Origin of the sequence: Streptomyces sp. NPDC021562 (assembly GCF_040640875.1) — a bacterium.
Lineage (GTDB): Bacteria > Actinomycetota > Actinomycetes > Streptomycetales > Streptomycetaceae > Streptomyces.
Genome location: NZ_JBFACN010000014.1, coordinates 153,290 through 179,691, shown reverse-complemented (window position 1 = coordinate 179,691; position 26,402 = coordinate 153,290). Strand labels below are relative to the sequence as shown.

24 protein-coding genes are annotated in these 26,402 nt (G+C 72.2%); 9 read left to right on the top strand and 15 right to left on the bottom strand.

What is annotated here, in order from left to right:
* Positions 1-384: 384 nt before the first annotated feature.
* From AB0G52_RS23080 to AB0G52_RS23065, 4 genes are all read left to right on the top strand, one after another.
* On the top strand, positions 385-1,107 hold the full coding sequence (locus AB0G52_RS23080; RefSeq protein WP_361338245.1) for an HAD family phosphatase: 723 nt from the start codon (positions 385-387) through the stop codon (positions 1,105-1,107).
* Positions 1,104-1,877 (top strand): glucose 1-dehydrogenase, encoded by a 774-nt coding sequence (locus AB0G52_RS23075; protein WP_361338243.1) that lies wholly within the window; start codon positions 1,104-1,106, stop codon positions 1,875-1,877. Before AB0G52_RS23080 ends, AB0G52_RS23075 begins: the two co-directional genes overlap by 4 nt.
* A 140-nt stretch (positions 1,878-2,017) precedes the next feature.
* Positions 2,018-2,698, top strand: coding sequence for a ScbR family autoregulator-binding transcription factor (locus AB0G52_RS23070; RefSeq protein WP_132892720.1), 681 nt, complete (start codon positions 2,018-2,020; stop codon positions 2,696-2,698).
* 168 nt (positions 2,699-2,866) lie between these two features.
* Positions 2,867-3,475: a ScbR family autoregulator-binding transcription factor gene (locus AB0G52_RS23065; protein ID WP_132892718.1), complete on the top strand. Its 609-nt coding sequence runs from the start codon at positions 2,867-2,869 to the stop codon at positions 3,473-3,475.
* Between the two features lie 196 nt (positions 3,476-3,671).
* On the opposite strand, the gene AB0G52_RS23060 is transcribed toward AB0G52_RS23065, so the two are convergent.
* Positions 3,672-4,943 (bottom strand): FAD-dependent oxidoreductase, encoded by a 1,272-nt coding sequence (locus AB0G52_RS23060; RefSeq protein ID WP_361338241.1) that lies wholly within the window; start codon positions 4,941-4,943, stop codon positions 3,672-3,674.
* A 592-nt stretch (positions 4,944-5,535) separates the two neighbouring features.
* Between AB0G52_RS23060 and AB0G52_RS23055 the strand changes: the two genes are divergently transcribed.
* Entirely contained in the window at positions 5,536-6,393 is an 858-nt protein-coding gene (locus tag AB0G52_RS23055) for an AfsR/SARP family transcriptional regulator (protein ID WP_132892714.1), read from the top strand.
* An 80-nt stretch (positions 6,394-6,473) separates the two neighbouring features.
* On the opposite strand, the gene AB0G52_RS23050 is transcribed toward AB0G52_RS23055, so the two are convergent.
* From AB0G52_RS23050 to AB0G52_RS23030, 5 genes are all read right to left on the bottom strand, one after another.
* Positions 6,474-8,336, bottom strand: a complete 1,863-nt coding sequence (locus AB0G52_RS23050) for a cellulase family glycosylhydrolase (protein WP_361338239.1) — start codon at positions 8,334-8,336, stop codon at positions 6,474-6,476.
* A gap of 86 nt (positions 8,337-8,422) precedes the next feature.
* On the bottom strand, positions 8,423-9,172 hold the full coding sequence (locus AB0G52_RS23045) for an alpha/beta fold hydrolase (RefSeq protein ID WP_361338237.1): 750 nt from the start codon (positions 9,170-9,172) through the stop codon (positions 8,423-8,425).
* Complete coding sequence (locus AB0G52_RS23040) at positions 9,172-9,414, bottom strand: hypothetical protein (protein ID WP_361338235.1); 243 nt, start codon at positions 9,412-9,414, stop codon at positions 9,172-9,174. Before AB0G52_RS23040 ends, AB0G52_RS23045 begins: the two co-directional genes overlap by 1 nt.
* Positions 9,411-10,283, bottom strand: coding sequence for a PhzF family phenazine biosynthesis isomerase (locus AB0G52_RS23035; RefSeq protein ID WP_361338233.1), 873 nt, complete (start codon positions 10,281-10,283; stop codon positions 9,411-9,413). The genes AB0G52_RS23040 and AB0G52_RS23035 overlap by 4 nt, the downstream gene beginning before the upstream one ends.
* A 35-nt stretch (positions 10,284-10,318) precedes the next feature.
* Entirely contained in the window at positions 10,319-10,630 is a 312-nt protein-coding gene (locus AB0G52_RS23030; protein WP_132892710.1) for an EthD family reductase, read from the bottom strand.
* Positions 10,631-10,821: 191 nt separating this feature from the next.
* Between AB0G52_RS23030 and AB0G52_RS23025 the strand changes: the two genes are divergently transcribed.
* Together AB0G52_RS23025 and AB0G52_RS23020 are read left to right on the top strand one after the other, a co-directional pair.
* The gene (locus tag AB0G52_RS23025; protein WP_361338230.1) at positions 10,822-11,121 is read left to right on the top strand and encodes a winged helix-turn-helix transcriptional regulator; all 300 of its coding nucleotides are present in this window, start codon (positions 10,822-10,824) and stop codon (positions 11,119-11,121) included.
* A gap of 31 nt (positions 11,122-11,152) precedes the next feature.
* Complete coding sequence (locus AB0G52_RS23020; protein WP_361338228.1) at positions 11,153-11,842, top strand: DUF6215 domain-containing protein; 690 nt, start codon at positions 11,153-11,155, stop codon at positions 11,840-11,842.
* Between the two features lie 79 nt (positions 11,843-11,921).
* Here AB0G52_RS23020 and AB0G52_RS23015 read toward each other — a convergent pair whose 3' ends face one another.
* From AB0G52_RS23015 to AB0G52_RS22995, 5 genes are all read right to left on the bottom strand, one after another.
* A complete protein-coding gene (locus AB0G52_RS23015) occupies positions 11,922-12,524 on the bottom strand; it encodes a hypothetical protein (RefSeq protein WP_361338226.1) in 603 nt (200 codons plus the stop codon).
* 423 nt (positions 12,525-12,947) lie between these two features.
* Complete coding sequence (locus tag AB0G52_RS23010; RefSeq protein WP_132892702.1) at positions 12,948-14,981, bottom strand: NAD(+) synthase; 2,034 nt, start codon at positions 14,979-14,981, stop codon at positions 12,948-12,950.
* A gap of 115 nt (positions 14,982-15,096) precedes the next feature.
* On the bottom strand, positions 15,097-15,933 hold the full coding sequence (locus tag AB0G52_RS23005; protein ID WP_361338224.1) for a PaaX family transcriptional regulator C-terminal domain-containing protein: 837 nt from the start codon (positions 15,931-15,933) through the stop codon (positions 15,097-15,099).
* A gap of 10 nt (positions 15,934-15,943) precedes the next feature.
* Positions 15,944-17,383: an alpha/beta fold hydrolase gene (locus AB0G52_RS23000; protein ID WP_361338222.1), complete on the bottom strand. Its 1,440-nt coding sequence runs from the start codon at positions 17,381-17,383 to the stop codon at positions 15,944-15,946.
* A 205-nt stretch (positions 17,384-17,588) separates the two neighbouring features.
* Positions 17,589-18,581 carry a phospholipase D-like domain-containing protein gene (locus AB0G52_RS22995; protein WP_361338220.1) on the bottom strand — a complete coding sequence of 331 codons (993 nt, stop codon included), beginning with the start codon at positions 18,579-18,581 and terminating at the stop codon, positions 17,589-17,591.
* Between the two features lie 633 nt (positions 18,582-19,214).
* Between AB0G52_RS22995 and AB0G52_RS22990 the strand changes: the two genes are divergently transcribed.
* On the top strand, positions 19,215-21,617 hold the full coding sequence (locus tag AB0G52_RS22990; RefSeq protein ID WP_361338218.1) for an excinuclease ABC subunit UvrA: 2,403 nt from the start codon (positions 19,215-19,217) through the stop codon (positions 21,615-21,617).
* A gap of 115 nt (positions 21,618-21,732) precedes the next feature.
* On the top strand, positions 21,733-22,239 hold the full coding sequence (locus AB0G52_RS22985) for a MarR family transcriptional regulator (RefSeq protein WP_132892692.1): 507 nt from the start codon (positions 21,733-21,735) through the stop codon (positions 22,237-22,239).
* A gap of 89 nt (positions 22,240-22,328) precedes the next feature.
* Here the strand turns inward: AB0G52_RS22985 and AB0G52_RS22980 are convergent, their stop codons facing one another.
* The 4 genes from AB0G52_RS22980 to AB0G52_RS22965 all read right to left on the bottom strand — a co-directional run bounded on the left by AB0G52_RS22980 (position 22,329) and on the right by AB0G52_RS22965 (position 26,358).
* Positions 22,329-22,766 carry a universal stress protein gene (locus tag AB0G52_RS22980; RefSeq protein ID WP_361338216.1) on the bottom strand — a complete coding sequence of 146 codons (438 nt, stop codon included), beginning with the start codon at positions 22,764-22,766 and terminating at the stop codon, positions 22,329-22,331.
* 223 nt (positions 22,767-22,989) lie between these two features.
* The gene (locus AB0G52_RS22975) at positions 22,990-23,847 is read right to left on the bottom strand and encodes a DMT family transporter (protein ID WP_132892688.1); all 858 of its coding nucleotides are present in this window, start codon (positions 23,845-23,847) and stop codon (positions 22,990-22,992) included.
* Between the two features lie 101 nt (positions 23,848-23,948).
* On the bottom strand, positions 23,949-24,866 hold the full coding sequence (locus tag AB0G52_RS22970; RefSeq protein WP_361338214.1) for an NADP-dependent oxidoreductase: 918 nt from the start codon (positions 24,864-24,866) through the stop codon (positions 23,949-23,951).
* Positions 24,867-24,930: 64 nt separating this feature from the next.
* Complete coding sequence (locus tag AB0G52_RS22965) at positions 24,931-26,358, bottom strand: alkaline phosphatase family protein (RefSeq protein ID WP_361338212.1); 1,428 nt, start codon at positions 26,356-26,358, stop codon at positions 24,931-24,933.
* Between the last annotated feature and the right edge of the window lie 44 nt (positions 26,359-26,402).

The following is a 26,402-nucleotide window of genomic DNA, read 5'->3' as shown; positions in this document are numbered from 1 at the left end:
CCCGTCGGAAAGCTCTTCGTTGGCTGGAAGCTCCGTTCGACGCCTATAAGATACGGACCTACCGGTTTTCTCGGGTCGGCCACCAGGTAAAGGATTCACCAAGCGTGGTTCGACTCGATCCATGCACGGCTCCGCTCGGTAGTGGTTTGGCCAATATTTTCACGCTCAATCATGCAGAAAGCACGGCGAATAACGGACCAACTGGCGGATGTCGTCGGCTGATTCCCTGCGGGTGGCGGGTGCAGCCGGCCCCGCCGAAACCTGACCCGCGGTCTCTTTCGGCCATGCCGCGAGGGGTGCCGGCCCCGCCCGCGGCCCCGCCGCCCCCCTCCGGTCTCGACAGCACCTGCATGATGGTCGAACGGTCAGCGAGAAGGAGACCCGATGGAACCACTGCGCACCCTGCGCCTCGCCGCCGTCAACATCGACGGCGTCCTGCTCAACGACAGCTTCAGCCCCGTCCTGCACCGGCTCGTCCTCAAGTACGGCGGTGCGTACACCCGGGAGCTGGAGCAGCGGCTGTTCTCGCAGTCCCGGCTCGCGGCCGCCCGCGTCCTGCTGGCGGAGACCGGCGCCCGCGTGAGCGAGCAGGAGGCCATCGCCGACTACTTCGCCGAGCGCGAGGAGTACCTGCGCACCCACCCCGTCCACACCCTCGACGGCGCCGAGGAACTCCTGCACCGGCTGCGTGCCCTGGGCCTGGACGTCGTCTGCTACGGCGGCCTCGACGAGGACCACTTCCGCCGCCATCTCGGTGCCTGGGAGCACCTGTTCACCGCCCCGCGCTACATCTGCACCGACGCCGTCCGCCCCGGCATCCGGGAGATCGTCCAGGACCACTTCGGCCTGGACTTCCACCAGGTCCTCTTCATCGACGACGTGGCCCGCTTCGCCGCCCACGCGAAGGAACTGGACGTCCCGTTCGTCGGCCACCCCAGCACCTTCGCACACGGCTTCCAGCGGGAGCTGATGCGTGACCTCGGCGTCCGGCACCTGGTCGGCGGCCTCGCCGAGATCGACGAACGGCGCCTGCGCACCCTCGACCGCGAGGCCGGCCTGGGCACCGTCTGGCAGGACGCCGGCTCGCTCGCCGAGGCGGCCGGGTGACCGCGGCGCAGGGCGCGGACCTCGCCGGCCGGGTCGCCCTGATCACCGGCGCCAGCAGCGGCATCGGCGCCGCCGCGGCCCGGGTGTTCGCCCGGCAGGGCGCCACCGTGGTCGTCACCGCCCGCCGCGAGGACCGGCTGCGCGCCCTCGCCGAGACGCTGCGCGCCGAGGGCACCGAGGCGAGCCACCGCACCCTCGACGTGCGCGACGGCGAAGACGTCCGGCGCGCCGTCGAGTTCGTCGTCGAGCGGTACGGCCGTCTCGACGCGGCCTTCAACAACGCCGGCGTGGCGCTCCCGAAGACCCCGATGCACCTCATCGACGACACCGACTACGACCGCGTCACCGAGACCAACGTGCGGGGCGTGTGGAACTGCCTGCGCCACGAGATCGCCGCCATGCTGGAGAGCGGCGGCGGCTCGATCGTCAACACCAGCAGCGTGGGCGGCCTGGTCGCCTCCTCGACGGCCGCCCCCTACATCGCCTCCAAGCACGCCGTCATCGGACTGACCAAGGCGGCCGCCGTCGAGTACGCCCCGCACCACATCCGGGTCAACGCCATCGCCCCCGGCCTGACCCGCTCCGAGATGATCGACGACTGGTTCGCCAAGTCACCCGAGAACGAGGCCCGCGCCTACCGCTCCGCCCCGCAGGCACGCGCCGCCGACCCGGAGGAGGTCGCGGAGGCCGCGGCCTGGCTGTGCGGTGACCGGGCGAGCTTCGTCACGGGTGCCACCCTTACCGTGGACGGTGGACGCACCGCCTGGTGAACTGCTTTCGGCGGTCCCGCTCCGACGTGTCCGCGCCGGTGCGGGACCGGCCGGTAATCGGCCTTCTCCGGCCGAAATACCGACCTCCGTTTGGGGTAAGGTACGTCACGGCCGGTTTTCTTTTGACCGAGGAGGGGTCCATGGCGCGTCAGGAGCGTGCGATCCGGACCCGACGTGCTGTTGTCGAGGCCGCTGCCGCGGTTTTCGCCGAGCGCGGGTACACGGCGGCGACGATCGCCGAGATCCTCGACCGGGCCGGAGTCACCAAGGGCGCCCTCTACTTCCACTTCGACTCCAAGGAAGCCCTCGCGCGGGGTGTGATCAACGCCCAGATCAGCGACGACTACTGGGTACCGCGCGAGTTGAAGCTCCAGGAGTGGGTGGACATCGGCATGACGCTGGCCCACCGGATCCCCAAGGAGGTCATCCTGCTCGCCGGCATACGGCTGTCGGCGGACCTCCAGGGGCGTTCGCTGTTCGGCAGTGCCTGGCCCGCCTGGACCGAGCTGGTGACCGAGAAGCTCGTGGAGGCCAAGGAACGCGGGGAGGTGCTGCCGCACGTCACGCCCCAGGAGACGGCGGAGTGCTTCCTCGGTGCCTGGATCGGCACCCAGTTCATGTCGGAGGTGGTCTCCGACTGGACGGATCTCAATGACCGGATCTCCGTCCTCTACAACCATGTGCTCCCGGCCATCGCCACGCCCGCGGCCCTGATCAGGCTGGACACCGCGCCCGACCGGGGCGCCCGCGTCGTCGAGGAAGTCGAGCGGCGTCGACAGGAAGCGCAGGAGCGCAAACCCCTGGTGGACACCGAGGCGTGACCCGCCTCGAAGGGGACCGCCCGTGTGGTTCGTGACCCGAAGAAACGGTTCCTCTGGAGGCTTCGGGGAGATCGTGGGGAGGAAGTCCGGCCTCCCGGTGACAGCAAACCTACCGATCACGCTGTTTTGCTAAGGTCTTCGGATCGCGCGGATCAACAGGGGGACGCGATGGTCAAGCAGCTCCGGGCGGCCAGGACCCGCCAGGCCCTCGTTCTCGCCGCTGCCGAGATCTTCTCCGACGACGGTTACGCACTGACCTCCCTGCCCGCCATCTGCCGACGAGCGGGAGTGAGCGCCGGAGCGCTGCACTTCCACTTCCCCAGCAAGGACGCCCTCGCGGTCGAGGTGGAGAGCGAGGCGCGGCGCTCCGCCGAGCAACTGGTCGCCGACCGGCGCCAGTCCACCACCTCGGCGCTGCAACTGCTGGTGACGGTCACCCGGGACCTCCTCGTCGCGGTCGCCGTCGATGTCGTCGTCCGCGCGGGCTTCAGACTGGGCGTCGACCCGTCCTGGAAGAACGGCGGCCCCGGCTTCGACTGCTGGTGGCGCGCCTGGGTCTGCGAACAGTTGCTGCGGGCGCAGCGCGAAGGCGAACTGACCGAGGGCGTCTCACCGGAGCGGGCCGCCGCGGTGATAGTGGCCGCCACCGTCGGGTTCCAACTGAGCGGGGCCACCGACCGCGACCGCGGCCCGTCCCAGCACGTCGAGCAGTTCTGGTCCCTGGTGCTGCCGCAACTCCGAGGCGAGGGCGCACCGGCCGTACGGGACCGGGTCTGACAAACCGTCCGTGCCGTTCTGAACCCGGCTCCCGGACGGCCGACAGGTACGACGGCGGGGGAGCAGGGGACGGGGGCCGCATGGACATCCGCGTACCAGGCGCTCCAGCGGAGCGGCGACGGCACGAATACGTGACGGAGTCCAGGCGGCTCTCCCGCTGACCGGGACCCGAGCGCCCGGCGTCGCTGACGGGCCCTCAGCGGGTCCTGAGATGCCGGGCGATCCGGACGGCGGCGAACTCGGTCCCCGCCACGAACCGCATCATCGGACCGAACATGGGGGCCGCGAGCGAGCCCGTGAAGTACAGGCCGGGCACCGAGGACTCGAACGACCCCCGCAGGGCGGGCGCCCGCGATCCCGGCACGCACGCCACGGCATGCCGGACCGACGCGGACAGACAGGGCAGGGCGTCCAGGTCCAGCCGGTAACCCGTGGCCGCCAGCACATGGTCCACGGTCAGGGCGTCGCGCCGCCCCCCGGGACCGACGACGTCCAGGTGCACCTCCGGCCCGCGGACCACGGCGGCGGTGACCCGCCGTGAGGTGTGCACCGGTACGACACCCATCACCCGGTCCCGCAGCCACCACCCGCCCGAGGGCCCGAGCGCACGCCGGAACAGCAGCAGCCGGGCGGACGCGGGCAGGAACCGCACCCCGCCCGGTGACGCGCACACCGCGGCCAGCACCCAGCCCGTGCCCAGCGGGGAGGCCGGCTTGGCCAGCCGCTGGGGCCAGGACCGGGCCGGCTCCGGGACCATGCCCCACAGCACCGTCCGCTCACGCACCAGGACCTGTGCCGTGGCACCGGCCTCGTGCAGCAGCGCGGCACTCTCCAGCGCCGACTGCCCGCCGCCGACGACGGCCACCCGCCGCCCCGCGTACAACGACAGATCGGTGTGGTGACTGGTGTGCGACACGGCGGCGTGCGGGCCGGGTCCCTCGGGTGCGAGCCGCCGCAACTCCGCCGGGACGTAGGCGAGTCCGTTCAGCCCGGTGGCCACCACCACGGCCGAGGCCGCCAACTCCTGCCCGTCGTCCGCCCGCACCACGAAACCGGGTCCCGCCGCGGCCCGCTCGACCGACGTCACCCGGGCCGGCTCGACCTCACCGACGTACCGCTTCTGGAACCACTGCCCGTACCGTACGAAGACATCGCACGGGATCGGGGTCAGCTCGGTCAGCTCCGGCTCACCGTGCTCGCGCCGGAAGTCCGCCAGCCTGCCCCCCGGCTCCGGCGCCGACAGGTCGGTGGCGTCCGGCGTCGATTTCAGGAACATCCCGGTGGCCATGGCATGCCGCCAACTGCCCATCACCTCACCGAAGACCCGGACCGGCGTTCCCGCCGCCCGCAGATGCGCGGCCACCGACAGTCCGTACGGCCCGGCGCCGACCACGACGACCGGTGGCCGTCCTCGCCCGGTGAACGCCTGCTCCTGGGCAGGGCGCTGCCCCGGAAGCGACTGCGTCATGCAATCCTCCGCTGGTCTGCGCGCCGCCTTCCCCAAGGTGACGCGACACCGCGGGATGGCACGGTCGGCGTGAAACGGCCGTGCGCGTCCCCCCTCCGCGGGTGAGTCTCTCCCACCGGCATGTGGGTGGAAACGATAACGACGCACGTTGGCCAAAACTTGGTCGAACCATACGACAAGCGACGCCGAGCGTGTCATTGACGTGCGTAGGGCCGATCCGAGCGGTCAGGGATCCGTCAGGACCGGTCGGGCGATGGCGGCGCTGCGGTCTTCGTCGTCGTCCCATGAGGCTTGGCGCAAGGGGCAGTTGAGGGCGTACACGGTCAAGTAACCGACCGAATGGTGTCATTCGGTCGGTCTTCGCGTGGGAGCGTCCCGCCGCTCGGAGACCGGGCCAGTGCCCCGACCGGTCGCGGCCGACGGTCGAACCGGCCCTGCTGTACTGCGGGTTCGCCGTTCGGCGGGTCCGACGTGCCGGTACCGTCGTTCGCGGGGGCGGAGGAGAAATCCGCCCGGCCGCCCGTCGGTTGACAGACCGGATGCGCTGTTTTCTACTGGCGGGGTGCCGGTTGACAGGACCAGGGAGACGCAGGTGGACATCGGGCTGCTGGGTGCACTCGACGTGACGGAGAACGGGATCTCCATCGCCCCGACCGCGCCGAAGCCACGTCAGGTGCTGGCCCTGCTCGCCCTGCGCGCCGACCAGGTGGTGCCCGTCGCGGACCTCATCGAGGAACTCTGGGCCGGCACCCCGCCGCGCAGTGCCCGCACCACGCTCCAGACCTATGTGCTCCAGCTACGGGAGCACATCGCGACCGCCCTGCGCCGGAACGCCGGAGCGGACGGCGCCGACGCGCGCTCGGCGAAGGACGTCCTGGTGACCCTCCCGGGCGGCTACCTCCTCGCCACCGGCGGCGGCCGCAGCGACATCCGTGAGTTCGAGCGGCTGTGCGAGCTCGGCTGCCGTGCCATGGACGACGAGGACTTCCCGGGCGCCTCCCGCGTGCTGCGCCAGGCGCTGGACCTGTGGAACGGGCCGCCCTTCGCCGACGTGTCCACCGGCGCCCACCTGGCCGTGGAGGCACGGCGGCTGGAGGAGAGCCGGCTCTGCGCGCTGGACCAGCGCATCGAGGCGGACCTGCGGCTCGGCCGGCATCGGGAGCTGCTCGCCGAACTCACCGTCCTGACCAGCCGCTACCGCACGCACGAGAACCTGCACGCCCAGTTCATGCTCGCCCTCTACCGCTCCGGCCGGCGCGGCGAGGCCCTCGGCGTCTACCAGCAGCTGCGCACCCTGCTGGTCAGGGATCTCGGCCTGGAGCCGTCGGCCCGCCTGCGCCGCCTCCAGCAGTCCATCCTCGCGGCCGCCGCCGACAACCCCGGCACAGCTCCGCCCCCCGACGACCTGCACGCACCGGCACCGGCCGAGCGACTGGCCCGCGCGAACTGACACCGTGACCGCTCCCGCGTGGCGGTACGCCGGGTGGGCCGGCTTGCGTCGCCCCGCCCGGCGTTCGTGACCGGGCCTGCTCAGGACGGCAGCGGGGTGCACAGGACGGCGGCGGGGCCCTGGGTGCTGCCGACGCGGGTGGTGAACGCGACGCCCGCGATGTATTCGCCGGCCTCGCACTGGCCCTTGTAGGCGCCGTACGCGAAGTCGTCGCCCGCGCCGTCGGCGGGCCGGTTGTCGGACCGGTCGAACCACAGCGTCCGGCCGCTCGCGCTCGACGCCGCGCGGGCCGGCACGCACAGCACCGCCGACACCCGCTCGCCCCGACGGCTGTAGCCGATCACGAACTGGCCCGCCGGGCACTGGAACTTGGTGTAACCGGACGCCCAGTCGCCGCCCGCCGGGACGTACCGCTCGTCCGTGACCACCGTCTCGGCATTGCCCGCCGCCCGCAGGTCACCCGCGCCCACGTCGGTGCACAGACCGCGCCCGCCGGAGTGCGCGAGCCCGACCAGCCGCAGGCCGTCCGGACAGGCCGCCTTGTAGGCGCCCGGGTCCCAGTCGCCGCCGGCCCGCACCAGCAGGGACTCCACCTGGTCGCCGTGGTCCGTGGACAGCATGCGCCAGGTCGCCCCCGGTGCGACGTACCCGGTGCGGCCGGTCGAGTTCATCAGGTGCGCCCAGGCCGCGGCTCGCCAGTCCCCGCCGTCCAGGATGCCGGAGCGGTGCCCGGCGGTGTCGTACCGCAGCAGCGCCCAGTCGTCGTGGCCCTCCCAGCCGACCAGGGGCCAGTAGGCGAAGTCGGTGTCGTGGTCGGCGAAGTAGTCGGTGATGGCGCCGAACCAGGTACGGGCCGCCGTGCCGGTCTCGTTCGCCCCGATGCCGAACTCGCTGACCCACACGGGCGCGGTGTAGTGCTTGCCCTCGGCGGTGACGAAGAACGCCTCGTCGGCGAGCGCCTGGTACAGCTCGTCGCGGGTCAGGTCCTGGTAACGGGGATCACTGGTCTCGCCGATGCCGGTGGCACCGCTGTGCCGGGGACCGGTGTAGCCGTAGAAGTGGGCCGAGTAGACGAGTTTGTGGGCGTTCACGAGGGTGTGGGAGAGGGTCCGGACGGGGGTGAGCACGGGGCGGCCGTGCGGGAGCCCGTCGACGGGGAGGCCGGTCCAGTTGATGCCTTCGACGACGATGAGGAGGTTCGGATCGCCCTCGGTGAGGATGCGGTCGGCGGCGAGCTGGGCCGCCGCGTACCAGTCGTGGTCGTCGCCCAGACCCCAGTTGGGGTCGTCCAGTACGTCCCGGCGCACCTCGTTGTAGAGATCGGCGCCCACGACACGGGGGTTGGCGGCGTACCGCCGGGCCATGAAGACCCAGTCGTCGGCCCACTGCCGCGTGGACTGGCTGCTGTTCCAGCGCTCGTTGCCGTCGACGCCGCAACACCAACGGGAGGTGTTGGTGTGGTTGTTGAGGATGACGGCGAACCCGGCGCCGGTGAGGGCGGTGACGACCGCGTCGTAGACCTCCAGGGGGGTCTTCCCGCGCAGCTGCGGATTGGCGGTGACGGCGGCGTCCGGCACCGGGGCGGTCGTACGGATCATCTCGTTCGAGAACGGCAACCGGACGCTGTTGATGCCGAGCGCCGTGAAGTCCGACAGGAGCTGCGGGAGGGGCGCGCGGTCCAGGCCGAGGGGGATGCCGTACGAGTCCTGGCCGGCGTGGTGGTTCGCGGGGTCGGTGACGCTGCCGCTGCCGGTCCAGGAACCCTGGGCGCCGTCCCAGTTGGCGGCCTTCAGGCGGAAGCGGTTCCCGTCGGCGTCGACGATGTAGCGGCCGCGCGTGGACAGCGGCCCCCGCCAGGCTTCGGCGGCCGAGGCCTGGCGGGCCAGGGCGGTCGGAAGAAGGGCGACGACGAGGAACACGACTGTCAGGTACGTGACAAACATGGGCGAGTGCCTGTGCGGCATCATCAGTCCTCTGAGCGGAGCCGGTGGGGGTGTCGCGCGGGTGCGGCACCCTATCAGGGCCGGTCTCAACGGAGAAGCGGTCCGTCCGCCGTGCAGGCCTCCGCCGCCCATCCGTCGAGGTCACGTTCGGGCCGCAGCAACGTCCTGACGGCCGCCGCCGAGGCGCGATGCCAGTCGCGGCTGCGGCGCAGCATCGCGTGATCGCAGCCCCTCAGCAGCACCATCCCGGCCTCGGCCCCGGCCTCGCGGGCGTGCCGTACGTACGCCGCCGACTCGCCGGGCTCGGTGGTGTGGTCGCGGTCCCCGTGCAGGACGAGGATGCGGGTGCCGTCGAGACCGTCCACCGGGTCGCCGGGCGGGCACCAGGGCGCCAGCGCCAGCACGCCGCGGACCGCGGGGTCGGCGGCGGCGCGCAGCGCAGCCCGGCCGCCCATGGAGTGCCCGACCAGCACCACGGGCACGTCCCCGGCCAGGCCGCGCAGTTCGTCGAGGGCACGCAGGGTGTCGTGCAGCGGGTCGGCGGCGTCGTTCCAGCCCCGGTAGCGGTAGCGCACCTGTCCGACCAGCACGTCACGCGGTGAGGAGACGGAGGCGGCGACCCCGGTGAAGGGGCGCATGCGCAGGGCCGCCGGCTGCCAGGGACGCGCCGGACGCCGCCCGTTCTCCTGCCCGCCGTGCAGGACGAGTACCGCCGCGCGAGCCCGCTCCCGTGGCGCGCGGCGCACCACCAGGGCACTCCCGTGCGCCTCGACGACCCGCCCGTCGGTCACCGCGTCCCCCTCTGCTTCCTCCGGGATGAAGCGTGCTGCCGCCATCAAACACTCCCGGGGGAGGCCCTGGCCAGCGGGATGCCTCGACGGCACTCGCCCACCGCACGGACATCGGCGGCGAGGATGCGGTGGGCGGTGGCGACCGAGGGCCGCCGGACCTTGTTCCTGCCCGCGGTGACGACCGGCTTCCGGGCGGTCTGCGGTACCGGCACGCCGTTGGCCCGCGGGCAGCGGGCGCAGTCGGCCAGGCAGCCGTCGACGGCCTCGGCAGCGCGGGGTCTGCTCATCGGTGGGAGTCGCGGACCACCGCCAGCCCGCCGACCCGGGTCGTGATGCCCGCCGGTCCGCGTCGGGCCGAAGCGAGCACGCCGGCCGGTCGACCGAGGGCGTCGCCCTGCTCCACCTCGATCGCGAGCGTCCGTGCCCCCGTCGTGTCGAGCAGGTGGGCGGCCAGGCACCCGGTGCTGTTGGCGTTGGCGACGTCCTCGTCGACACCGATCGCCGGCGCGAACATCCGCGCCGCACCCGGCCCATCGCCCACCGGCGGTACGTACACGAAACAGCCGAGGAGCCCGTACCGCCGGCACACCGCTGCCAGCCCGCCGAGGTGTGGGCGGACTCGGAGCAGCGCCGACCGGTCGTGGACCGGTACCAGCATGCGGGGTGCGCCGGGCGCGGCGATCCGTGGCGTGTCCGTCGGATGCAGGTCGTCCGCGGTGAGCCCGAGCGCGGCGACGAACGCGGCGCGCTCGTCCGGTGCCGGGTGGCGCAGCGCGACGAGGCCCTGGTCGAACCACACCTCGATGCCGGCGGGGCGGCGGATCGCGACGGTGTCGAACGTGCGCCCTCCGGTGTGCTGGCGGTCGTCGAGCTCGCCCAGCGCGGCGCGGGTCAACCGGACGGCCTGTGCGGCGACGGTGCCGTGGCCGCAGCCGGACAGTTCGGCGGTGGCGGTGAAGAACCGGACCGGCCGGCCACCGTCCGGCGTCCGCCCCGGGCCGAGGAACGCCGCGTGCGAGGTGCCGGCCGCGGCAGCGACCGCACGCCGGTCCGCGTCCGTCGCCGCCGGGTCGTCGTCGGTGACGGCCGTGGGACTGCCGCCCCGGCCGTCGCGCCGCACGCACGCATCGACCACCGTGACATCCCGCCAGGACATCGGCCCGAACCCGGCCCGGAGCGTACCGTCCTGCCTCAGCCGGTGCCGTCCTGCACCGGATAGTGGATGACGACCGCACCGCCGGTGGCGTAGTGGGCGACATCGGCGGCCACCCGCCGGCCGTGCGCCGAAGCCCGCGCCGCGGTCATGGCGGCGGCATCGGCGAAGTCGGCTTCGAAGACCGCGAAATACGGCGCTTCTCCCTGGGTCGCCGCAACGTCGAAGCTGTAGCGCCACGCCAGCAGCCCGGGCCAACTCGCGACCAGCGGAAGGTGGTTGGTCACGTAGTAGTCGCGGAAGTGGTCAGGGTCGGCGGGCTTGGCATACAGGACCAGCAACCTATGCATGACGGCCTGCCGCGCGCGGCGGGTCCGGCAGGGCTGTCGGCGACATCGGTTCTCCCGTCGAGTTCGTTTCGGAATCAGAAACGCCGAGTGGATGCTAGTGTTTCGAATAACGAAACGCAAGGCCCAGGAGGGGTATGCCGACACCGCGTCCAGGCTCACCGGTTCGTGGATCGACGACCGGCCGTCCCCTCATGGCCGCGATGGACCTGTTCGGCCGTCGGTGGGCGCTGCGGATCATCTGGGAACTGCGTACGGGCCCGCTCGGCGCCCGCGCGCTGCTGGCACGGTGCGAAGGGATGTCGTCCAGCGTCCTCTACCAGCGGCTCCGTGAACTCACATCGAGCGGGATCATCTCCTCCTCGGACGACGGCTACGAGCTCACTCGGCTGGGCACAGCGCTCAGGCACGCCCTCCGTCCGCTCGACGAATGGGCGATCACCTGGGCGCAGGAGCAGGGGCACGACGATCAGGGGCCCGACCGGCGACACTGAGCCGAAACGGAGCACAGCGGGGGTGGGGGACATGGGCGAGGGTTTCGGCGAGCCCGAAAAAGCCGGCAGACCGGTGGTCCAAGTGGTGGCCGCAGTGGCCTTGTTCGCCGTCGTGGTGGGCGCGCTGTGGGTCCAGAAGCGGTTCGTCCACCAGACGGAGACCGGCAGCGCACCGGCCACCTGTACGACCTCGCACGACCGGCTGCCGGCCCGGTACGTCTCCGGTGCCCGCCTGTGCGCGCTGCTGAACCGCCCGGACCTCCCGGCGCTGCTGGGCACGCCCGGTGAGCGGATCGAGACCGCCGACGGCAGCGGGGACTGGATCACACTCGCCGGCGGCACCAGGATCCCCGCGCCCGAGGCCACGGTGACCCTGAAGACGTACTACGTGAAGCTGTCGGCGGCCTACGACGACCTGTCCGTCTCCGAGACCGGCGACGTGCTCGGCGGCACCAGGAGGACGAGCGTGCTGGGCCACCCCGCCGTCCTCTACTCCAGCCCCACCATCTCCATCGGCTTCGACCTGGCCGGCGGCAGGGCGCGCTCGGGCCCCGGCGGTACGGCGCGCTGCGTCCTGGTCTCGAAGCACGGGAAGGACGACGGGATGGGTTCGTACGAGGTCGCGATCTGGCGCCAGGACGACGTGCCGCCCGACGACGCGGCGCTCCTGCGGGTCGCGGAGCGGGTCCTGCGCACGGCCCCGGGCTGGAACGAGGCCTGACGACCGCCGCGGACGTGTGCACGACGCCGGCCCCGGCCGGGAGTCGTCTCCCTTCCGGGGCCGGGCCCAGGTCATCTGCTCAGGGGGCGACGGTCGTCGCCGTGGAGGTGACGGTGTCCGCTGCGGGCAGTGCGGGCAGTGCGGGTACGACGCTGCCGAGGAGCCCGGTGACCGCGTCGAGGACGGGGGCGAGCAGTCCGGTGACGGCGCTGATCACTCCGCCCAGGTCGAGCGAGGTCAGCGAGGTGAGCAGTTTGCCGACGGCGGCCTGGATCGCGTTCACCAGGTCCGTCACGGGGTCGGCGGCACGCGTCTTTGTCCGGTGCCCGGCGGCCCGGCCGGCGGCGGCCTCGATGCTTTCCCGGACCGAGTCGCTCCACTTGCGTACCGCCTGCGCGTAGGCGGCGGCGGTCGCCGGGTCGAGCCGGCCCCCGTGTGCTTCGGCGAGGCCGGGCACCGTGGCGAGGAAAGGGGAGACGAGACGGGAGCCGTGCGTCGCGTCGAGCCGGTCCAGGAGCATGGCGAGGTCGGTACCGGCCGGCGGGACCTGCTGGGCGACGCCCGGCCCCGGCGCTGCTCGGCCGGCGTCGGCGGCGGCAGCGTCGGCGGCGGCCGGGCCGCATACCAGGGCGGCGCAGACCAGGGGAGAGACGAGGAGGCCGCGGGAGACTAGGGCGCGCATGGGGTTCCTTTCGAGACTGCTGTCCTTGTGCCCACGGTGGGAAGCGGGGCAGGCCACCGCAACCGCTTCGGCCCGCGGCGCGCGGTCCCCGTCGCCCACGGGAAAGGCCTTGACCAGCCGGTTTGTTCAGCTGGACGACTCCAGCCGGACGTTCACCCGTCAGGGTGCGTCCCGGCAACCGAAAGCGCAGCCGTCGACAGCACAGCGGAAGAGCCCCGCCCCTGACCGATCAGGGGCGGAGCTCTTCGCTCGGAGCGCCGGGCAGGCCTTGCACCTGCATTTCCCCGCAGGAAGCGGGGCGTCTTTCCTTGGACCACCAACGCAACGCGTTTCACTCGTACTTGAGTGCCTCGCTCAAGATCGAGCTTACCCCGGTCGGGGGACGGGCGCCACATCGCACGCGCGTCCCCTCCTGGCTCCGGGTCACCGTTCCGGAACGCGGTCCAGGTCGTGCAGCCAGGCCCGCGCCGAACTGTCGGAAGGGGCGCGCCAGTCACCGCGCGGCGACAGCGAGCCGCCCGCCGACACCTTCGGGCCGTTGGGCATCGCCGAGCGTTTGAACTGGGCGAAGGCGAAGAAGCGACGGCAGAAGTAGTCGAGCCAGTGCCGGATCTCCGCCAGGTCGTACGCCTTGCGCTCGGACTCCGGGAAGCCGGGCGGCCAGGCACCGGACTCCCGGTCGTGCCAGGCGTGCCAGGCCAGGAACGCGATCTTCGACGGCCGGAAACCGTGTCGCAGCACCTGGTACAGGGTGAAGTCGTGCAGCGCGTACGGGCCGATCTTCGACTCGGTGGACTGCAGTTCCTCACCCGGCACCAGCTCCGGGCTGATCTCCGTGTCGAGGATCGCGGCCAGCGTCCTGCCGGTCTCCGGGTCGAACTGCTCGCTGCTGATGACCCACCGGATCAGATGCTGGATCAGCGTCTTCGGCACACCGGAGTTGACGTTGTAGTGGCTCATCTGGTCGCCGACGCCGTACGTCGACCAGCCGAGCGCCAGCTCCGAGAGGTCGCCGGTGCCGAGGACGATGCCGCCGCGCTGGTTGGCCAGCCGGAACAGGTAGTCGGTGCGCAGCCCGGCCTGCACGTTCTCGAAGGTGACGTCGTACACCGGCTCACCGGCCGCGAACGGGTGGCCCATCTCCTGGAGCATGAGCCGCGCGGTCGGCGTGATGTCCAGCTCGGCCGCGGTCACGCCGAGCGACTCCATCAGCCGGTGCGCGTTGCCCTTGGTGTGCTCGCCGGTGGCGAAGCCGGGCAGGGTGAAGGCCAGGATGTCGCTGCGCGGACGGCCGGCGCGGTCCATGGCCCGGGCGGCCACGATCAGCGCGTGCGTGGAGTCGAGACCGCCGGAGACACCGATCACGATCTTCGGGCCGCCGATCGCCGCAAGCCGCTGCTGGAGCGCCGCGACCTGGATGTTGTACGCCTCATAGCAGTCCAGGGCAAGCCGTTCGGGATCGGCCGGCACGAACGGGAAGCGTTCCACCCGGCGGCGCAGGCCCAGATCGGCCGTCGGCGGGTCGAGCCGGAAGGAGACGGTCCGGAAGTCGCCGGTGCGCGCCGCGTGGGTGCGCCGGTTGTCGTCGAAGGAGCCCATCCGGGCCCGCTCCTGGCGCAGCAGGTCCAGGTCGACGTCGGCCACCGCGTACTGGTCGTCGAGGGGGAACCGGTCCGTCTCCGCCAGCAGCTGACCGTTCTCGTAGATCATGGTCTGGCCGTCCCAGGACAGGTCCGTGGACGACTCGCCGAGACCGGCCGCCGCGTAGACGTACGCCGCGAGGCAGCGCTGCGACGCCGAGCGGCACAGCAGCTTCCGGTCCTCCGCCCGGCCGACGGTGATCGGGCTGCCCGACAGGTTGACCAGGACGTTCGCCCCGGCCAGCGCTGCCTCCGCGCTCGGCGGCACCGGCACCCACATGTCCTCGCAGACCTCGGCGTGCACCACGAGACCGGGTACGTCGGACGCCTCGAAGAGCAGGTCCACCCCGAACGGCACGCTCTCGCCGCCGATCCGGATCGTGCCGCCCCGCTCGTCGTCACCCGCCGCGATCTGCCGCCGCTCGTAGAACTCCCGGTAGTTCGGCGGGTACGACTTGGGCGCGACCCCGAGGATCCGGCCGCGGTGCACCACCACCGCGCAGTTGTAGATCCGGTTGCGGTGGCGCAGCGGGGCGCCGACGACGAGGACCGGCAGCAGGTCGGCGCAGCCGGCGGCCACTGTCGCGAGTGCCTCCTCGACCTGGTCGAGGACCGCGTCCTGGAGCAGCAGGTCCTCGATCGAGTAACCGGTCAGGCCGAGCTCCGGGAAGACCGCCACCGCGACCCCGTCCTCGGCGCAGCGCCGGGCCTGACGCAGGACCGCCTCGGCGTTGGCGCGCGGGTCGGCGATGACGGTGTGGCCCGTGCACGCTGCCACGCGCGCGAAACCGTGCTCATAGATCGACCAGAAGTTCAACGGGCTTCCTCGGGAGAGACGGACGGAAAACGATGCCGGCCACGGGTACCCGCTCCGGCGGCTTTCCCGCTCCCAGCAGCATAGATCGCCCCATGATCGGTGCCGGTCCGCAGGGTCACAGGGGCGTGGTGTCCAGCAGGTCGGCGGCCGTCCGTCGGGCCGGCGCCTCGGTCTCGGCCGCCACCCGGTGGAACGTCGCCTCCGCCGCGTGCGCCGGCCAGTCGGCGGGCAGGTGCCGGGCGGGCAGCCGCGGATCGGTGCGGATGACGTCCAGCCACTCGCTGACCAGCCGCAGCCGGGTGACGACCGCGTCGTCGTCGGGGCCGGCCCGCCAGGCCTCCCAGCGGGCGCGGAAGTCCTCGTAGCGGGCCGCGATCGACTCCAGGTCCCAGGTGTCGCGGATCATCACGTCGATGTCCGTCGCCTCGTCGGCCAGCGCGTGGAAGATCTTCACGTGCGCGGAGAGCCCGAGTTCCGCGACCACGGCGGAGACGTCGACCCGGCCCGGCGCGATCCACAGCCCGCTGTAGAGCGGTCCGAAGCCGGACCAGCCGAGTTGTGAGCGCAGGTCGTGGCGCTGGCGCTGCCAGGACTCGGGCAGCGAGAAGCCCAGCAGGGTCCAGGAGCCGTCCCAGTCGTCGTTGACGGCGCCCGTCTCCCAGATGCGCCGTCGGCCGTCGTGGAGGATCTGCGCGGCGAGGGGCGTCAGGCCGAAGTACATTTTGCGGCCCTGCCGTTGCCGTCGCAGCAGGTCGCGGTTGACCATGCGGGTGAGCGTGGAGCGTACGGCCTGCTCGCCGACGCCCGCCCGGCCGAGGACCGTGATGATGCTGCCCGAGTAGACGCCCAGCGGACCCTGCTCCAGCACGTGGTTTCCGAAGAAGGCGAGCAGGAGCGACTGCGGGCGGGGCTGCGGTGAGTCCAGGGGTTCTGGTGCGGTCTCGGCGTTCACGTGCGCAAGATTACGGCCATCGGCCGGACGTACGACGGGCCGTACGGCCTTGCTCCCGGTGCGGGGCACGGGGGCCGGCCAGGTCGTACGGACGGGGGAAGGCGCTCGGCTCGTACGCTGTGTAGCGTGCCGCCGAGGCGGGGTCGGCGGCGCCGACGCGGGCGTCGAGGGAGGCGGGATCGCTGCCCTTCCAGTGGCCGGAGGCGATGCGGTCCTCCAGGGCGTGCAGCGCGGCCACCTGTTCGCCGGGGCTGAACGTGCAGTGCCCGGCGTTGTCCACGTAGCGCTGCCTGAGCAGGGCGGTCCGGCCCGCGACCGCGACGGCACGCCGGTAGGCGCTCTCCGCCTGGACGGGGATCAGTGGGTCGCCGGTGGTGTGGACGTCGAGCTGCGGCTTGCTGAGCCGGCCGCTGAACACGCTGGTACCGCTCATCCAGTGGACGGCCCCGGGGTCGGCGGAGATGCGCGACGCTGCGGCCAGCTCGGCGAGGTCGGACCGCAGGGACCGGCCGGCGGCGCGGTAGAGCTCCGAAACCTCCTTCGCGTAGGGCGAGTCGTGCAGCACGGCCGTGTAGTCCACGCCGGTGTTCCAGGACATGTTGCCGCCCGCCCGGCTCTCCGCCTCCTGGCGCCAGCGGAAGGCCGGGAGTTCGACAAGGCCGAGAGCGGCCCAGTACTGGGCCGCCTGCTGGGCGCCCCAGTCGTCCGGCACCGGCCGGGGCGTCTCGGGGTCGTTCCAGCCGGGGACGTCGTACAGGGCCGCGGCCAGCGCGATCCGGGCCCGGCCGGTCGCGGTGCCCTGCGCCTGGGCGACCAGAGCGGTCATGTCCCCGGCCTGGGCGGCCGCGTCGCCGGCGTCCCGCAGTCCGGTCAGCCGGATGCCCGAGCCGCTGGTGCCGCCGAGCAGGGTGCGCAGGGCGAAGACGGCGTCCAGCATGCTGTTCCAGGTGGCGATCCCGCCCTGCACCAGACCGCACATCGACAGCGAGCCGGCGATGCGTTCCGGGTGCCGCTCGGCGATGGTGGTGGTGACGAGGCCGCCGTACGACGTGCCCCAGGCGATGGTGCGCCGCGCCGTGCCGAAGCGGCCGGCGAAGACGTCGAGCGTGGCGAGCTGGTCGGGCACCGCGTCCGTGACCGCCCAGCCGGTACTGGCGTACGACGAGCCGACGAGTGCGTACCCCTCCTTCAGCAGCAGCGACCGGGTGGCGTCGTCCGGTGCGTCGCGCGCCGGGTTGTCCACCCCGGCGGGGGTGTAGCCGTGGCTGTACAGCAGCACGGTGCCGTTCCAACGGCCCGGCACATCGAGGACGTAGAGCGCGCCGGACGGCAACGTGCCCTCGACGTGGGCCGCTTCGGCGGCGTGGGCGGCCGGTGCCGGTGTCGGTGCGGCGGCGAGCAGCAGGGCCGCGAGGGCGAGGAGCGGACGACTGCGGATGCGGTACGGCACGGGGCTCGGGCTCCTTGCGCCAGGGTGGAGGGCCGACACCGCGAAGTTAGGTTTGCATGTGACCGTCGTCAAGAATGTGCACAACGTTGGGCGTGTCGCGTGGCGGCGTACGGGAGCCGCGAGCTCGGCGGCGGCCCGGCCGCCGCGGGCGAGCCCCGCTCCGGTGGCGCCTCGGCGCGCACCGGGGCGGGGGAGAACCGCTCCGCTATGCGGCGGTGCCGCCCGCGTAGTCGCTGTTGAACGCGGTCTCGATGGTCGTGGCCACCGGCTGCGCCACCCCCGTGCCCGTGAGGATGATGCCCAACTCGCGGTTGCTGGAGAGGGAGTTGCTGCTGACGTTCATGGAACCGGCCTCCACCTCCTGGGTGGACAGGCCGTAGTCGGCGACCATGGCCTTGGCGTGGATGTAGAAGCCGTTGGGGTCGGAGTAGCCGACGACCGTGCCGCCGGCGGCCTTGACCGCGGAGACCTCGCTGGCGTAGTCGCCCGGTGTCTCCAGGACGACCCGCACCTTCACGCCCGCCTTGGCCCTGGCGACGATGGCGTTGGCCACCGTGCTGTCGCTGAACTCCAGCTCCTCCACGTCGAGGGTCTTGGCGGCGGCGTTGATCACGGTCAGCAGACGGCTGCGCGAGTCGGTGGGGGACCAGAGCAGGTGGTCGCCGTCGGTGGGGGTGATCGAGGTGCCGGCGTAGTCGGCGTTGAAGACCTTCTCGATCGCGGCGACGTCCCGGGTGTCGTCGGTGAAGACGCCGTAGTCCCGGCCGGTCGAGTAGTACTGCGAGGTCAGGTTGCCGGTGAGGACCAGCGACTTGGTGCCGTCGACGGTGATGGTCTTCTGGTGCGTGTAGACGAAGGCGGACGGCGACCACGCCACGCCCACTCCCGCGTTGGTGAGGGCGGTGTAGGCGGAACTGTTGGCGCTGCGGTGGGCGTTGTCGAGGATCACCCGCACGGTGACGCCCTTGTTCTTCAGGGCGATGAGATCGTTGACGGCCGTGGTGTCCTCCAGCTCGTACATCGTCATGTCGACGGAGGTGGTGGCCGAGTTGATGAAGTCGTAGATCGTGGGCTCGCTGGTACCGAGCGAGAAGGAGAAGGCGGTGTAGCTCGCGGCGTCGGCGGGGACCGCGGTGGCGACCACGGCGGTGCCGGCCGCCAGGGCGACACCGGCGCGACCGAGAAGCTTCGACAGCATGCGTGACTCCTAGGCGAGTTGACGCTCACGTGGGGGGTGGGCGAGCGTGGGCATGACACCACGCGCGTAGACCGCCGAGGAAGAGGAGCCGGGTGAACTCACCGTTACCGACGGGCGGGACGAGCAGACAAAGCGGACTTCGAGCAGGTGGCGGCTGGTTCATGGGCGCCCCGCGAGAACGCAAAGTCTTCGTAGCCGGACGCTGCGCGGGCGCTGCATGGGCGTTGCCGGGCGGGGTGCCGGGCGAGGGTCACGGCCGGACGGCCCGAGACGCTCGGCGACCGACCGGGGCTTCCGCGTGACGGCATGGGGCCGGCCCGGTGGGCGGGCGCGGCCGCCCGCGCCCGCCCGGCGGGTGGCGTGGTCGGCTGCCCGCACGTGCGCATGATCCCGGTGACGGCGGTGACGGAAAGCTCGGGAAGCGGGTGGCGCCGCCTCCCCGGCACCGCTCGGCGGCCGGGGCGGTCGGGCGGGTGTGCCGGGCGTGCGGCGCGGACGTGCTGGGGGACCAGGCAGGCGTGGCGCGAGCGCGCCCGGGATCCGGTCAGGAATGGAGAAGCACCACGGTTCCACCCCGGCTAGCGTGGCCGCATCGACGGAGGCACCGCGCAGTGGATGGAGACGGGTTTGAGCATGGCCAGAACGACCGGGACGCAGACGTCCACGCCGCACGTGGCCGACACGCACGGCCTGATCCGGGTGCACGGTGCCCGTGAGAACAACCTCAAGGACGTCAGCATCGAGATCCCGAAGCGCCGGCTGACGGTCTTCACCGGTGTCTCCGGCTCGGGCAAGAGCTCGCTGGTGTTCGACACCATCGCCGCCGAGTCCCAGCGGCTGATCAACGAGACCTATCCGGCCTTCGTCCAGGGCTTCATGCCGAACCTGGCCCGCCCCGAGGTCGACGTCCTCGACGGTCTGACCACCGCGATCATCGTCGACCAGCAGCGGATGGGCGGCGACCCGCGCTCCACCGTCGGCACCGCCACCGACGCCAACGCGTTGCTGCGCATCCTCTTCAGCAGGCTCGGCACACCGCACATCGGCTCGCCGAAGGCGTTCTCGTTCAACATCGCCTCGATCAGCGGCGCGGGCGCCGTCACCGTCGAACGCGGCGGGCAGAAGGTGAAGGAGCGCCGCAGCTTCAGCATCACCGGCGGCATGTGCCCGCGCTGCGAGGGCCGCGGTGCCGTCACCGACCTCGACCTCACCGAGCTCTTCGACGAGACCCTGTCCCTCAACGAGGGCGCGATCACCGTCCCCGGCTACAAGGGCGGCGGCTGGAACTCCCGCCTCTACATCGAGTCCGGTTTCTTCGACCCGGACAAGCCGATCAGCAAGTTCACCAAGAAGGAACTCCAGGACTTCCTGCACCGCGAGCCGACCCGCATGAAGATCGCGGGCATCAACATGACCTACGAGGGGCTGATCCCGCGCATCCAGAAGTCGATGCTCTCCAAGGACAAGGAGTCGATGCAGCCGCACATCCGCGAGTTCGTGGAACGTGCGGTCACCTTCGCCACCTGTCCCGAGTGCGACGGCACCCGGCTGAGCGAGGGCGCCCGCTCCTCGAAGATCGACGGGATCAGCATCGCCGACGCCTGCGCGATGCAGATCAGCGACCTGGCCGTCTGGGTCAAGGGCCTCGACGAGCCGTCGGTGGCCCCCCTCCTGGAGACGCTCGGGCACACCCTGGACTCGTTCGTGGAGATCGGGCTCGGCTACCTCTCCCTGGACCGGCCGGCCGGCACCCTGTCGGGCGGCGAGGCCCAGCGCACCAGGATGATCCGCCACCTCGGCTCCTCGCTCACCGACGTCACCTACGTCTTCGACGAGCCCACCACCGGCCTGCACCCCCACGACATCCAGCGCATGAACGGCCTGCTGCTGCGGTTGCGCGACAAGGGCAACACCGTGCTCGTCGTGGAGCACAAGCCGGAGGTCATCGCGATCGCCGACCACGTCGTCGACCTCGGCCCCGGCGCCGGAGCGGGCGGCGGTACCGTCTGTTTCGAGGGCACCGTCGAGGGCCTGCGCAAGGGCGGCACCCTGACCGGCCGCCACTTCGACGACCGCGCCTCGCTGAAGGAGACGGTCCGGGAACCCACCGGTGCCCTGGAGATCCGCGGCGCCGCCACCCACAACCTCCAGGGCGTCGACGTCGACATCCCGCTCGGGGTGCTGGCCGTCGTCACCGGGGTGGCGGGCTCGGGCAAGAGCTCCCTGGTGCACGGGTCGATCCCGGCCGGCGCCGGCGTCATCTCGGTCGACCAGGGCGCCATCCGCGGCTCCCGGCGCAGCAACCCGGCGACGTACACCGGGCTGCTCGAACCGATCCGCAAGGCCTTCGCCAAGGAGAACGGCGTCAAGCCCGCCCTGTTCAGCTCCAACTCCGAGGGCGCCTGCCCCACCTGCAACGGCGCCGGAGTCGTCTACACCGACCTGGCGATGATGGCCGGTGTCGCCACCACCTGCGAGGAGTGCGACGGGAAACGGTTCGAGGCGTCCGTCCTCGAGTACCGGCTCGGCGGGCGCGACATCAGCGAGGTGCTGGCGATGCCGGTGACCGAGGCCGAGGAGTTCTTCGGCGCGGGCGAGGCGCACCTCCCGGCCGCCCACCGCATCCTCCAGCGGCTGCGCGACGTCGGCCTCGGCTACCTCACCATCGGCCAGCCCCTGACCACCCTCTCCGGCGGTGAGCGCCAGCGCCTCAAGCTGGCCACGCACATGGCCGACAAGGGCGGCGTCTACGTCCTCGACGAGCCCACCGCCGGCCTGCACCTCGCCGACGTCGAGCAACTCCTCGGTCTGCTCGACAGGCTGGTCGACTCCGGCAAGTCGGTCATCGTCGTCGAGCACCACCAGGCGGTCATGGCGCACGCCGACTGGATCATCGACCTCGGCCCCGGAGCCGGCCACGACGGCGGCCGCATCGTCTTCGAGGGCACCCCCGCCGACCTCGTGGCCGCCCGCGCCACCCTCACCGGCCGGCACCTCGCCGAGTACGTGGGCGCCCGGGACACGGCAGCGCACTGACGGGAGCCGGAGCGGGCGGCGTCCCTCGCCGCCCGCCGCCCGCCGTGCGGTGCGCCGGGCACGGCGGCCCAGGGCGAGGTGTGAACGTTCAAACGCCCTTCGTTAGGGTGCGTCCATGAATGCGACGCCCCGCTGGCTGAATCCCGAGGAACGACGGGCGTGGCTGGCCTACGTCCAGTTCTCCACGCACCTGTCCGACCACCTGAACCGTCAGCTGCGGCGCGACGCGGGGATGACCCACGCCGACTACTCCCTGCTGGCCCACCTGTCCTCGGTCGAGGACCACAGCCTGACCATGTCCGAGCTGGCCGAGCGGCTGAAGATCACCCGAAGCCGCCTCACCCACGCCGTGACCCGCCTCCAGGAGGCCGGCTATGTCGACCGCCGCGAGGACCCGGCCAGCCGCCGCAACCAGCTGGCCGTCCTGACCCCGGCCGGTCTGGCCCTCCTGGAGCGGGCGGCTCCCGGTCATGTCGAGGCGGTCCGCCGCGTCGTCTTCGACGCCCTCACCGCCGAGCAGGTGACCCAGTTCGCCGTGATCGGCGAGTCGATCAGCGCCGCCCTCCGGCGGATGGACGCCGACAGCGGCGAGCAGGAGGCGCTGCCCTGGCGGCGGCGGTAGCCGCCGCCGGGCCTGCCGCGGACACCGCGTCCGCGGCAGGCCCGAGGGTGCGGTGTCCGCGGCGGTCCCGCGGGTGCGGGCCGTGCCGGTCAGGCCTTGGCGTCGCCCGCCGGGGCGAGCAGGACCGCCGTCGCGGTGCGGTGCGCGACGGCGTCGCTCACCCGCGGGTCGAACAGCGCCTCGACGGCGTTGCGGTGGTGCGGGCTCAGCACGATGAGATCGGCACCGAACTCCTCGGCCGTCTCCGAGATGACCTCCGCGACCTGCGTGGTCAGTCCCCGCAGGAGGGTTCCCTCGGCCTTGATCCGCCGCTCGCGCAGATCCGCCAGCGCCTCCTCCAGCACGGCCTTCGCCTCGGTGTCGTCCTCCAGGGCGACGACCGCGGACACGGAGACGGCGGAGGTGATGACGTGCACGACGCGGACCTCGGCGTTCGTCAGCTGCGCCAGCTCACCGGCCAGTCGCACGGCGGAGCCGCGGGCGGGGCTGGGATCGACGGCGACCAGGATGCGCTGAAACACGGACACTTCTGTTCCCCTTCCGGGAGGATGGAAGGGCAACTCGGTGATCAGGGACGCCGGATCGCGGCGTGTCGGGTCGGCGCGTCCGGCGCCGAACGAGTTCCTCCACCTCACCCGGTGATCATGCCACCGCCCCCGGCACCGGCACACGGCGGGTGTGTGTAACAGCCACTGAACGGCCGGGGACCGGACGGTGCCCCCTCGCGGCGTCACGGTCGCGGAGCCGGCCTCACCGAACGACGCCCTTGAGGTGCGGTACGACCCGGGTGAGCCGGACGACGCCCCACAGGATCAGGCCCGCCCCGATCGCCTCGGGCAGCAGCCACCAGCCGGTACGGACCGACTCGCCGAACAGGATGACCCCCAGCGTCAGACTCACCGCCGCGTCGCCGATCGTCAGCGCCGGCTGGGAGGCGACCAGCGGACCGGCCTGCAGCGCGTTCTCCAGGAACATCAGCGCCGCGATCCCGGTGAGCGCGCAGGCGTACGTCTGCCAGGTGGTGAGGAAGGCCGGCAGACCCGCGTCGGCGAGGCGGTCGGTGGCCGACTTCATGAACGCGGCGGCCAGCGCGTTGCCGACCGCGGCGCCCGTGGCCAGGGCCGCCGCGCGGAACAGCGGTGACGAGGACGACCTCACCAGCAGCACGGTGACGGCGATGGCGCCCAGGGTGAGGACCAGCACCGGGATCCAACGGGTCATCGGGGCCTGCTGCCGCCCCCCGTGCGGTGCGGCCGAGGCCAGCAGCAGGGCCAGACCGGCCACCACGCCCGCGATCGCCCACCAGCCCGCCGGATTCGGCCGGCGGTGCAACAACGGCACGGCGATCAGCAGGGCGAACGGCAGCTCCAGCATGAACAGCGGCTGCACCAGCGCCATCGGACCGTTGACCAGGGCGAGTGCCTGGAAGACGGCGGCTCCCGTGACCCCGGCGATCCCGACGGCCCAGGCGGGCCGCCGGGCCAGCGCGAGCAGCAGGCGCAGTCCGGTACGGCCCGGCAGGGTGGAGGCGGCCTTGCGCTGGAACGCGGTGCCCGTCGCATTGCTGACGGCACCCAGGACGGCGAAGAGCACGGCGAGCACCATCATGCATCCAGGATGCCCCGAGCACCCCGCTCGCCGGGGACCCGACGCCCGCCGCCACCGGGTGAACGCGCACTTCACCGCTCCGGCGGTGCCCCGGCCGCCCGTTACGGCCGCAGCACGATCTTGCCCTGGGCGTGCCGCCCTTCGAGTTCACGGAACGCGTCCCGGACGCGTTCCAGCGGGTAGGAGCCGGCGATCGGCACGTCCAGTTCCCCGCGTCCGGCCAGCCGGGCGAGTTCGCCGAGGACGACCGCGCACGCCGCCGAGCCCTCCCCGTAGGTCCGCGCGCCCACCTCGCCCGCGGCGGACCAGTCGCGGATCGTGTTGATCCGGTCCGGCCGCACCCCGAGGTCCACGGCCATGCGCACATAGCCGTCGCCATGGGTGTCGATGAACGCGTCGACGCGCCCGTCCGCGGCCCGCCGGACCCGCTCCGCCGCGCCCGCCCCGTAGCTGACGGGGACGACGCCGTGATCCGTCAGCCAGGCGTGGTTGCGTTCGCTCGCCAGCCCGATGACGGTGGCACCACGCCGCCGCGCGAGCTGCACGGCGAGCGCCCCGACCCCGCCCGCCGCACCGGACACCACGACGGTGTCGCCCGGCTGGGGGTCCACCGCGAACACGGTGGCGTAGGCGGTGGTGCCGGCCACGTACAGCGAGCCGGCCACGTCCCAGTCGAGTCCCTTCGGCCGGGACACCAGGTTCACGTCGTCGACCACGACGTACTCCGCGTGGCTCGCCCGCCGGTGGGTGAAGCCGAGGACCTCGTCGCCCACCGCGAAACCGCGGACCTCGGGACCGGTCTCGGCCACGACACCGGCGAGATCGCTGCCCTGTCCGGAGGGGAACGTCGCGGGCCAGCGTCCGTGCCGGGCCCCCTCGCGGATCATCACCTCGCCGGGCTGGATCCCGGCGGCCCGGACCTCGACCAGTACCTGCCCGGGGCCCGGCACGGGCCGCGCCACCTCCTCGACCCGCAGCACCTCGACTCCGCCGTAGCCGTGGAACCGGACCGCTCTCATCGCGTGCTCACCGTCCCGGTGACGGGAGTTCCGTGTGATGTTGTCATGCACACATGCTGGCAGGTCAGAGGTGCGGGCGGTGGCCCTTTTCCTGGCGGGGGTAGATCTGGTCGGCCCCCGGCAGGGCGGGCTTGGGGAGGGTGGCGACCTCCTCCTTCGCCTTAGCCAGCTGTTCGGCGGTGTCGTGCGGCAGCCGCGGCGGCCGCGGGCGGGCGTCGCGGAAGCGGAAGGCGGAGAGGAGGTCGCCGAACGTGTGCCGGCGCCACTGGCTGACGTTGGGTTCCTCGACGCCGGTGAGGCGTTCGAGGAACCGCAGGGCGGAGGTGTGGTCGAAGGCTTCCGAGGCGACCCAGCCGCCGACGGTCCAGGGGGAGACGATGACGGCGGGGACCCGGAAGCCGCCGCCGATCGGCAGTCCCTGGACGAACTCGTCCGGGGTGCCGGCCGGTGGGGTGGGCGGTGCCACGTGGTCGAACAGGCCGTCGTTCTCGTCGTAGGCGAGGATGAAGACGGTCTTGCGCCACACCTCGGGGTTGGCGGCGATGGCCTCGATCTTCGCGGCGACGAAGTCAGCGCCGGCGGCGGGCAGGTAGTCGGGGTGCTCCGACTGGTGGCTGGTGGGCATGATCCAGCTGACGTCCGGCAGGCGGTCGTTGCGGGCGTCGTCCTCGAAGGTGCCCTCGGGCTGCGGGCGCACCCCGCGCTCGTACAGGTCGCTGCCCGGCCGCGCCTGCCGGAACGCGGCGAACTGCTCCAGCACGTTGCAGCTGTAGTCGTCCTCCTGCTGGTAGACCTTCCAGCTGACCCCCGCGGCCTGCAGCCGCTCGGCGTACGTGGTCCACCGGTACGGCGTCGGGGCGACGTTGCCGATGACCGGACCGCCGTGGGTGCCGGCCGGATCGATGCTCCCGGTCATCCACATCAGCCGGTTGGGCCAGGTGGGTCCCAGGACGGAGCAGTAGTAGTGGTCGCAGACGGTGAAGGTCTCCGCGAGGGCGAACTGGAAGGGGATGTCCTCGCGGGTGTAGTAGCCCATGACATAGGGGGCGGCGGCACCGTCGGCCGCGCGGTGGGCGGGCAGCCAGCGGTCCATCCTGCCGTTGTTCCAGGCCTGGTGCTGCACGGACCAGGCGTGACTGGTGGAGGGGATGGCCTGCGCACTGGATCTGCGCGTGTCGAGGTGGAACGGCAGCAGGTAGCCCCTGGGGTTGGCGGCGTCGGGCTGGTAGAAGACGGGCCGTCCGTCGGCCAGCTTCAGCGCGTGCGGGTCGGCGAAGCCGCGGACGCCGGGGAGCGTGCCGAAGTAGTGGTCGAAGGACCGGTTCTCCTGCATCAGCATGACGACGTGTTCGATGTCGTACGGGGAGCCGCCGCGCGGGGGACCGGCGGCGACGGCCTTCTGGACGCTGGGCGGCAGCAGCGTGAGGGCCGCGGCGCCGGCGAGCGCGCCCGCGGCGGAGCCCAGGAGTCTGCGACGGGTCAACTCGGCCATGACGACCCTTTCCGGGGCTCGCCGGGGGTGGGAATGTGTACGGG

What these genes read in the sequence shown, in the direction of transcription:
- AB0G52_RS23080 (WP_361338245.1), top strand. Translation starts at nt 385, where the DNA reads ATGGAACCACTGCGCACCCTGCGCCTCGCCGCCGTCAACATCGACGGC.
- AB0G52_RS23070 (WP_132892720.1), top strand. Translation starts at nt 2,018, where the DNA reads ATGGCGCGTCAGGAGCGTGCGATCCGGACCCGACGTGCTGTTGTCGAG.
- AB0G52_RS23065 (WP_132892718.1), top strand. Translation starts at nt 2,867, where the DNA reads ATGGTCAAGCAGCTCCGGGCGGCCAGGACCCGCCAGGCCCTCGTTCTC.
- AB0G52_RS23060 (WP_361338241.1), bottom strand. Translation starts at nt 4,943, where the DNA reads ATGACGCAGTCGCTTCCGGGGCAGCGCCCTGCCCAGGAGCAGGCGTTC.
- AB0G52_RS23050 (WP_361338239.1), bottom strand. Translation starts at nt 8,336, where the DNA reads ATGTTTGTCACGTACCTGACAGTCGTGTTCCTCGTCGTCGCCCTTCTT.
- AB0G52_RS23045 (WP_361338237.1), bottom strand. Translation starts at nt 9,172, where the DNA reads ATGGCGGCAGCACGCTTCATCCCGGAGGAAGCAGAGGGGGACGCGGTG.
- AB0G52_RS23040 (WP_361338235.1), bottom strand. Translation starts at nt 9,414, where the DNA reads ATGAGCAGACCCCGCGCTGCCGAGGCCGTCGACGGCTGCCTGGCCGAC.
- AB0G52_RS23035 (WP_361338233.1), bottom strand. Translation starts at nt 10,283, where the DNA reads ATGTCCTGGCGGGATGTCACGGTGGTCGATGCGTGCGTGCGGCGCGAC.
- AB0G52_RS23030 (WP_132892710.1), bottom strand. Translation starts at nt 10,630, where the DNA reads ATGCATAGGTTGCTGGTCCTGTATGCCAAGCCCGCCGACCCTGACCAC.
- AB0G52_RS23025 (WP_361338230.1), top strand. Translation starts at nt 10,822, where the DNA reads ATGGCCGCGATGGACCTGTTCGGCCGTCGGTGGGCGCTGCGGATCATC.
- AB0G52_RS23020 (WP_361338228.1), top strand. Translation starts at nt 11,153, where the DNA reads ATGGGCGAGGGTTTCGGCGAGCCCGAAAAAGCCGGCAGACCGGTGGTC.
- AB0G52_RS23015 (WP_361338226.1), bottom strand. Translation starts at nt 12,524, where the DNA reads ATGCGCGCCCTAGTCTCCCGCGGCCTCCTCGTCTCTCCCCTGGTCTGC.
- AB0G52_RS22995 (WP_361338220.1), bottom strand. Translation starts at nt 18,581, where the DNA reads ATGCTGTCGAAGCTTCTCGGTCGCGCCGGTGTCGCCCTGGCGGCCGGC.
- AB0G52_RS22990 (WP_361338218.1), top strand. Translation starts at nt 19,215, where the DNA reads ATGGCCAGAACGACCGGGACGCAGACGTCCACGCCGCACGTGGCCGAC.
- AB0G52_RS22985 (WP_132892692.1), top strand. Translation starts at nt 21,733, where the DNA reads ATGAATGCGACGCCCCGCTGGCTGAATCCCGAGGAACGACGGGCGTGG.
- AB0G52_RS22975 (WP_132892688.1), bottom strand. Translation starts at nt 23,847, where the DNA reads ATGATGGTGCTCGCCGTGCTCTTCGCCGTCCTGGGTGCCGTCAGCAAT.
- AB0G52_RS22970 (WP_361338214.1), bottom strand. Translation starts at nt 24,866, where the DNA reads ATGAGAGCGGTCCGGTTCCACGGCTACGGCGGAGTCGAGGTGCTGCGG.
- AB0G52_RS22965 (WP_361338212.1), bottom strand. Translation starts at nt 26,358, where the DNA reads ATGGCCGAGTTGACCCGTCGCAGACTCCTGGGCTCCGCCGCGGGCGCG.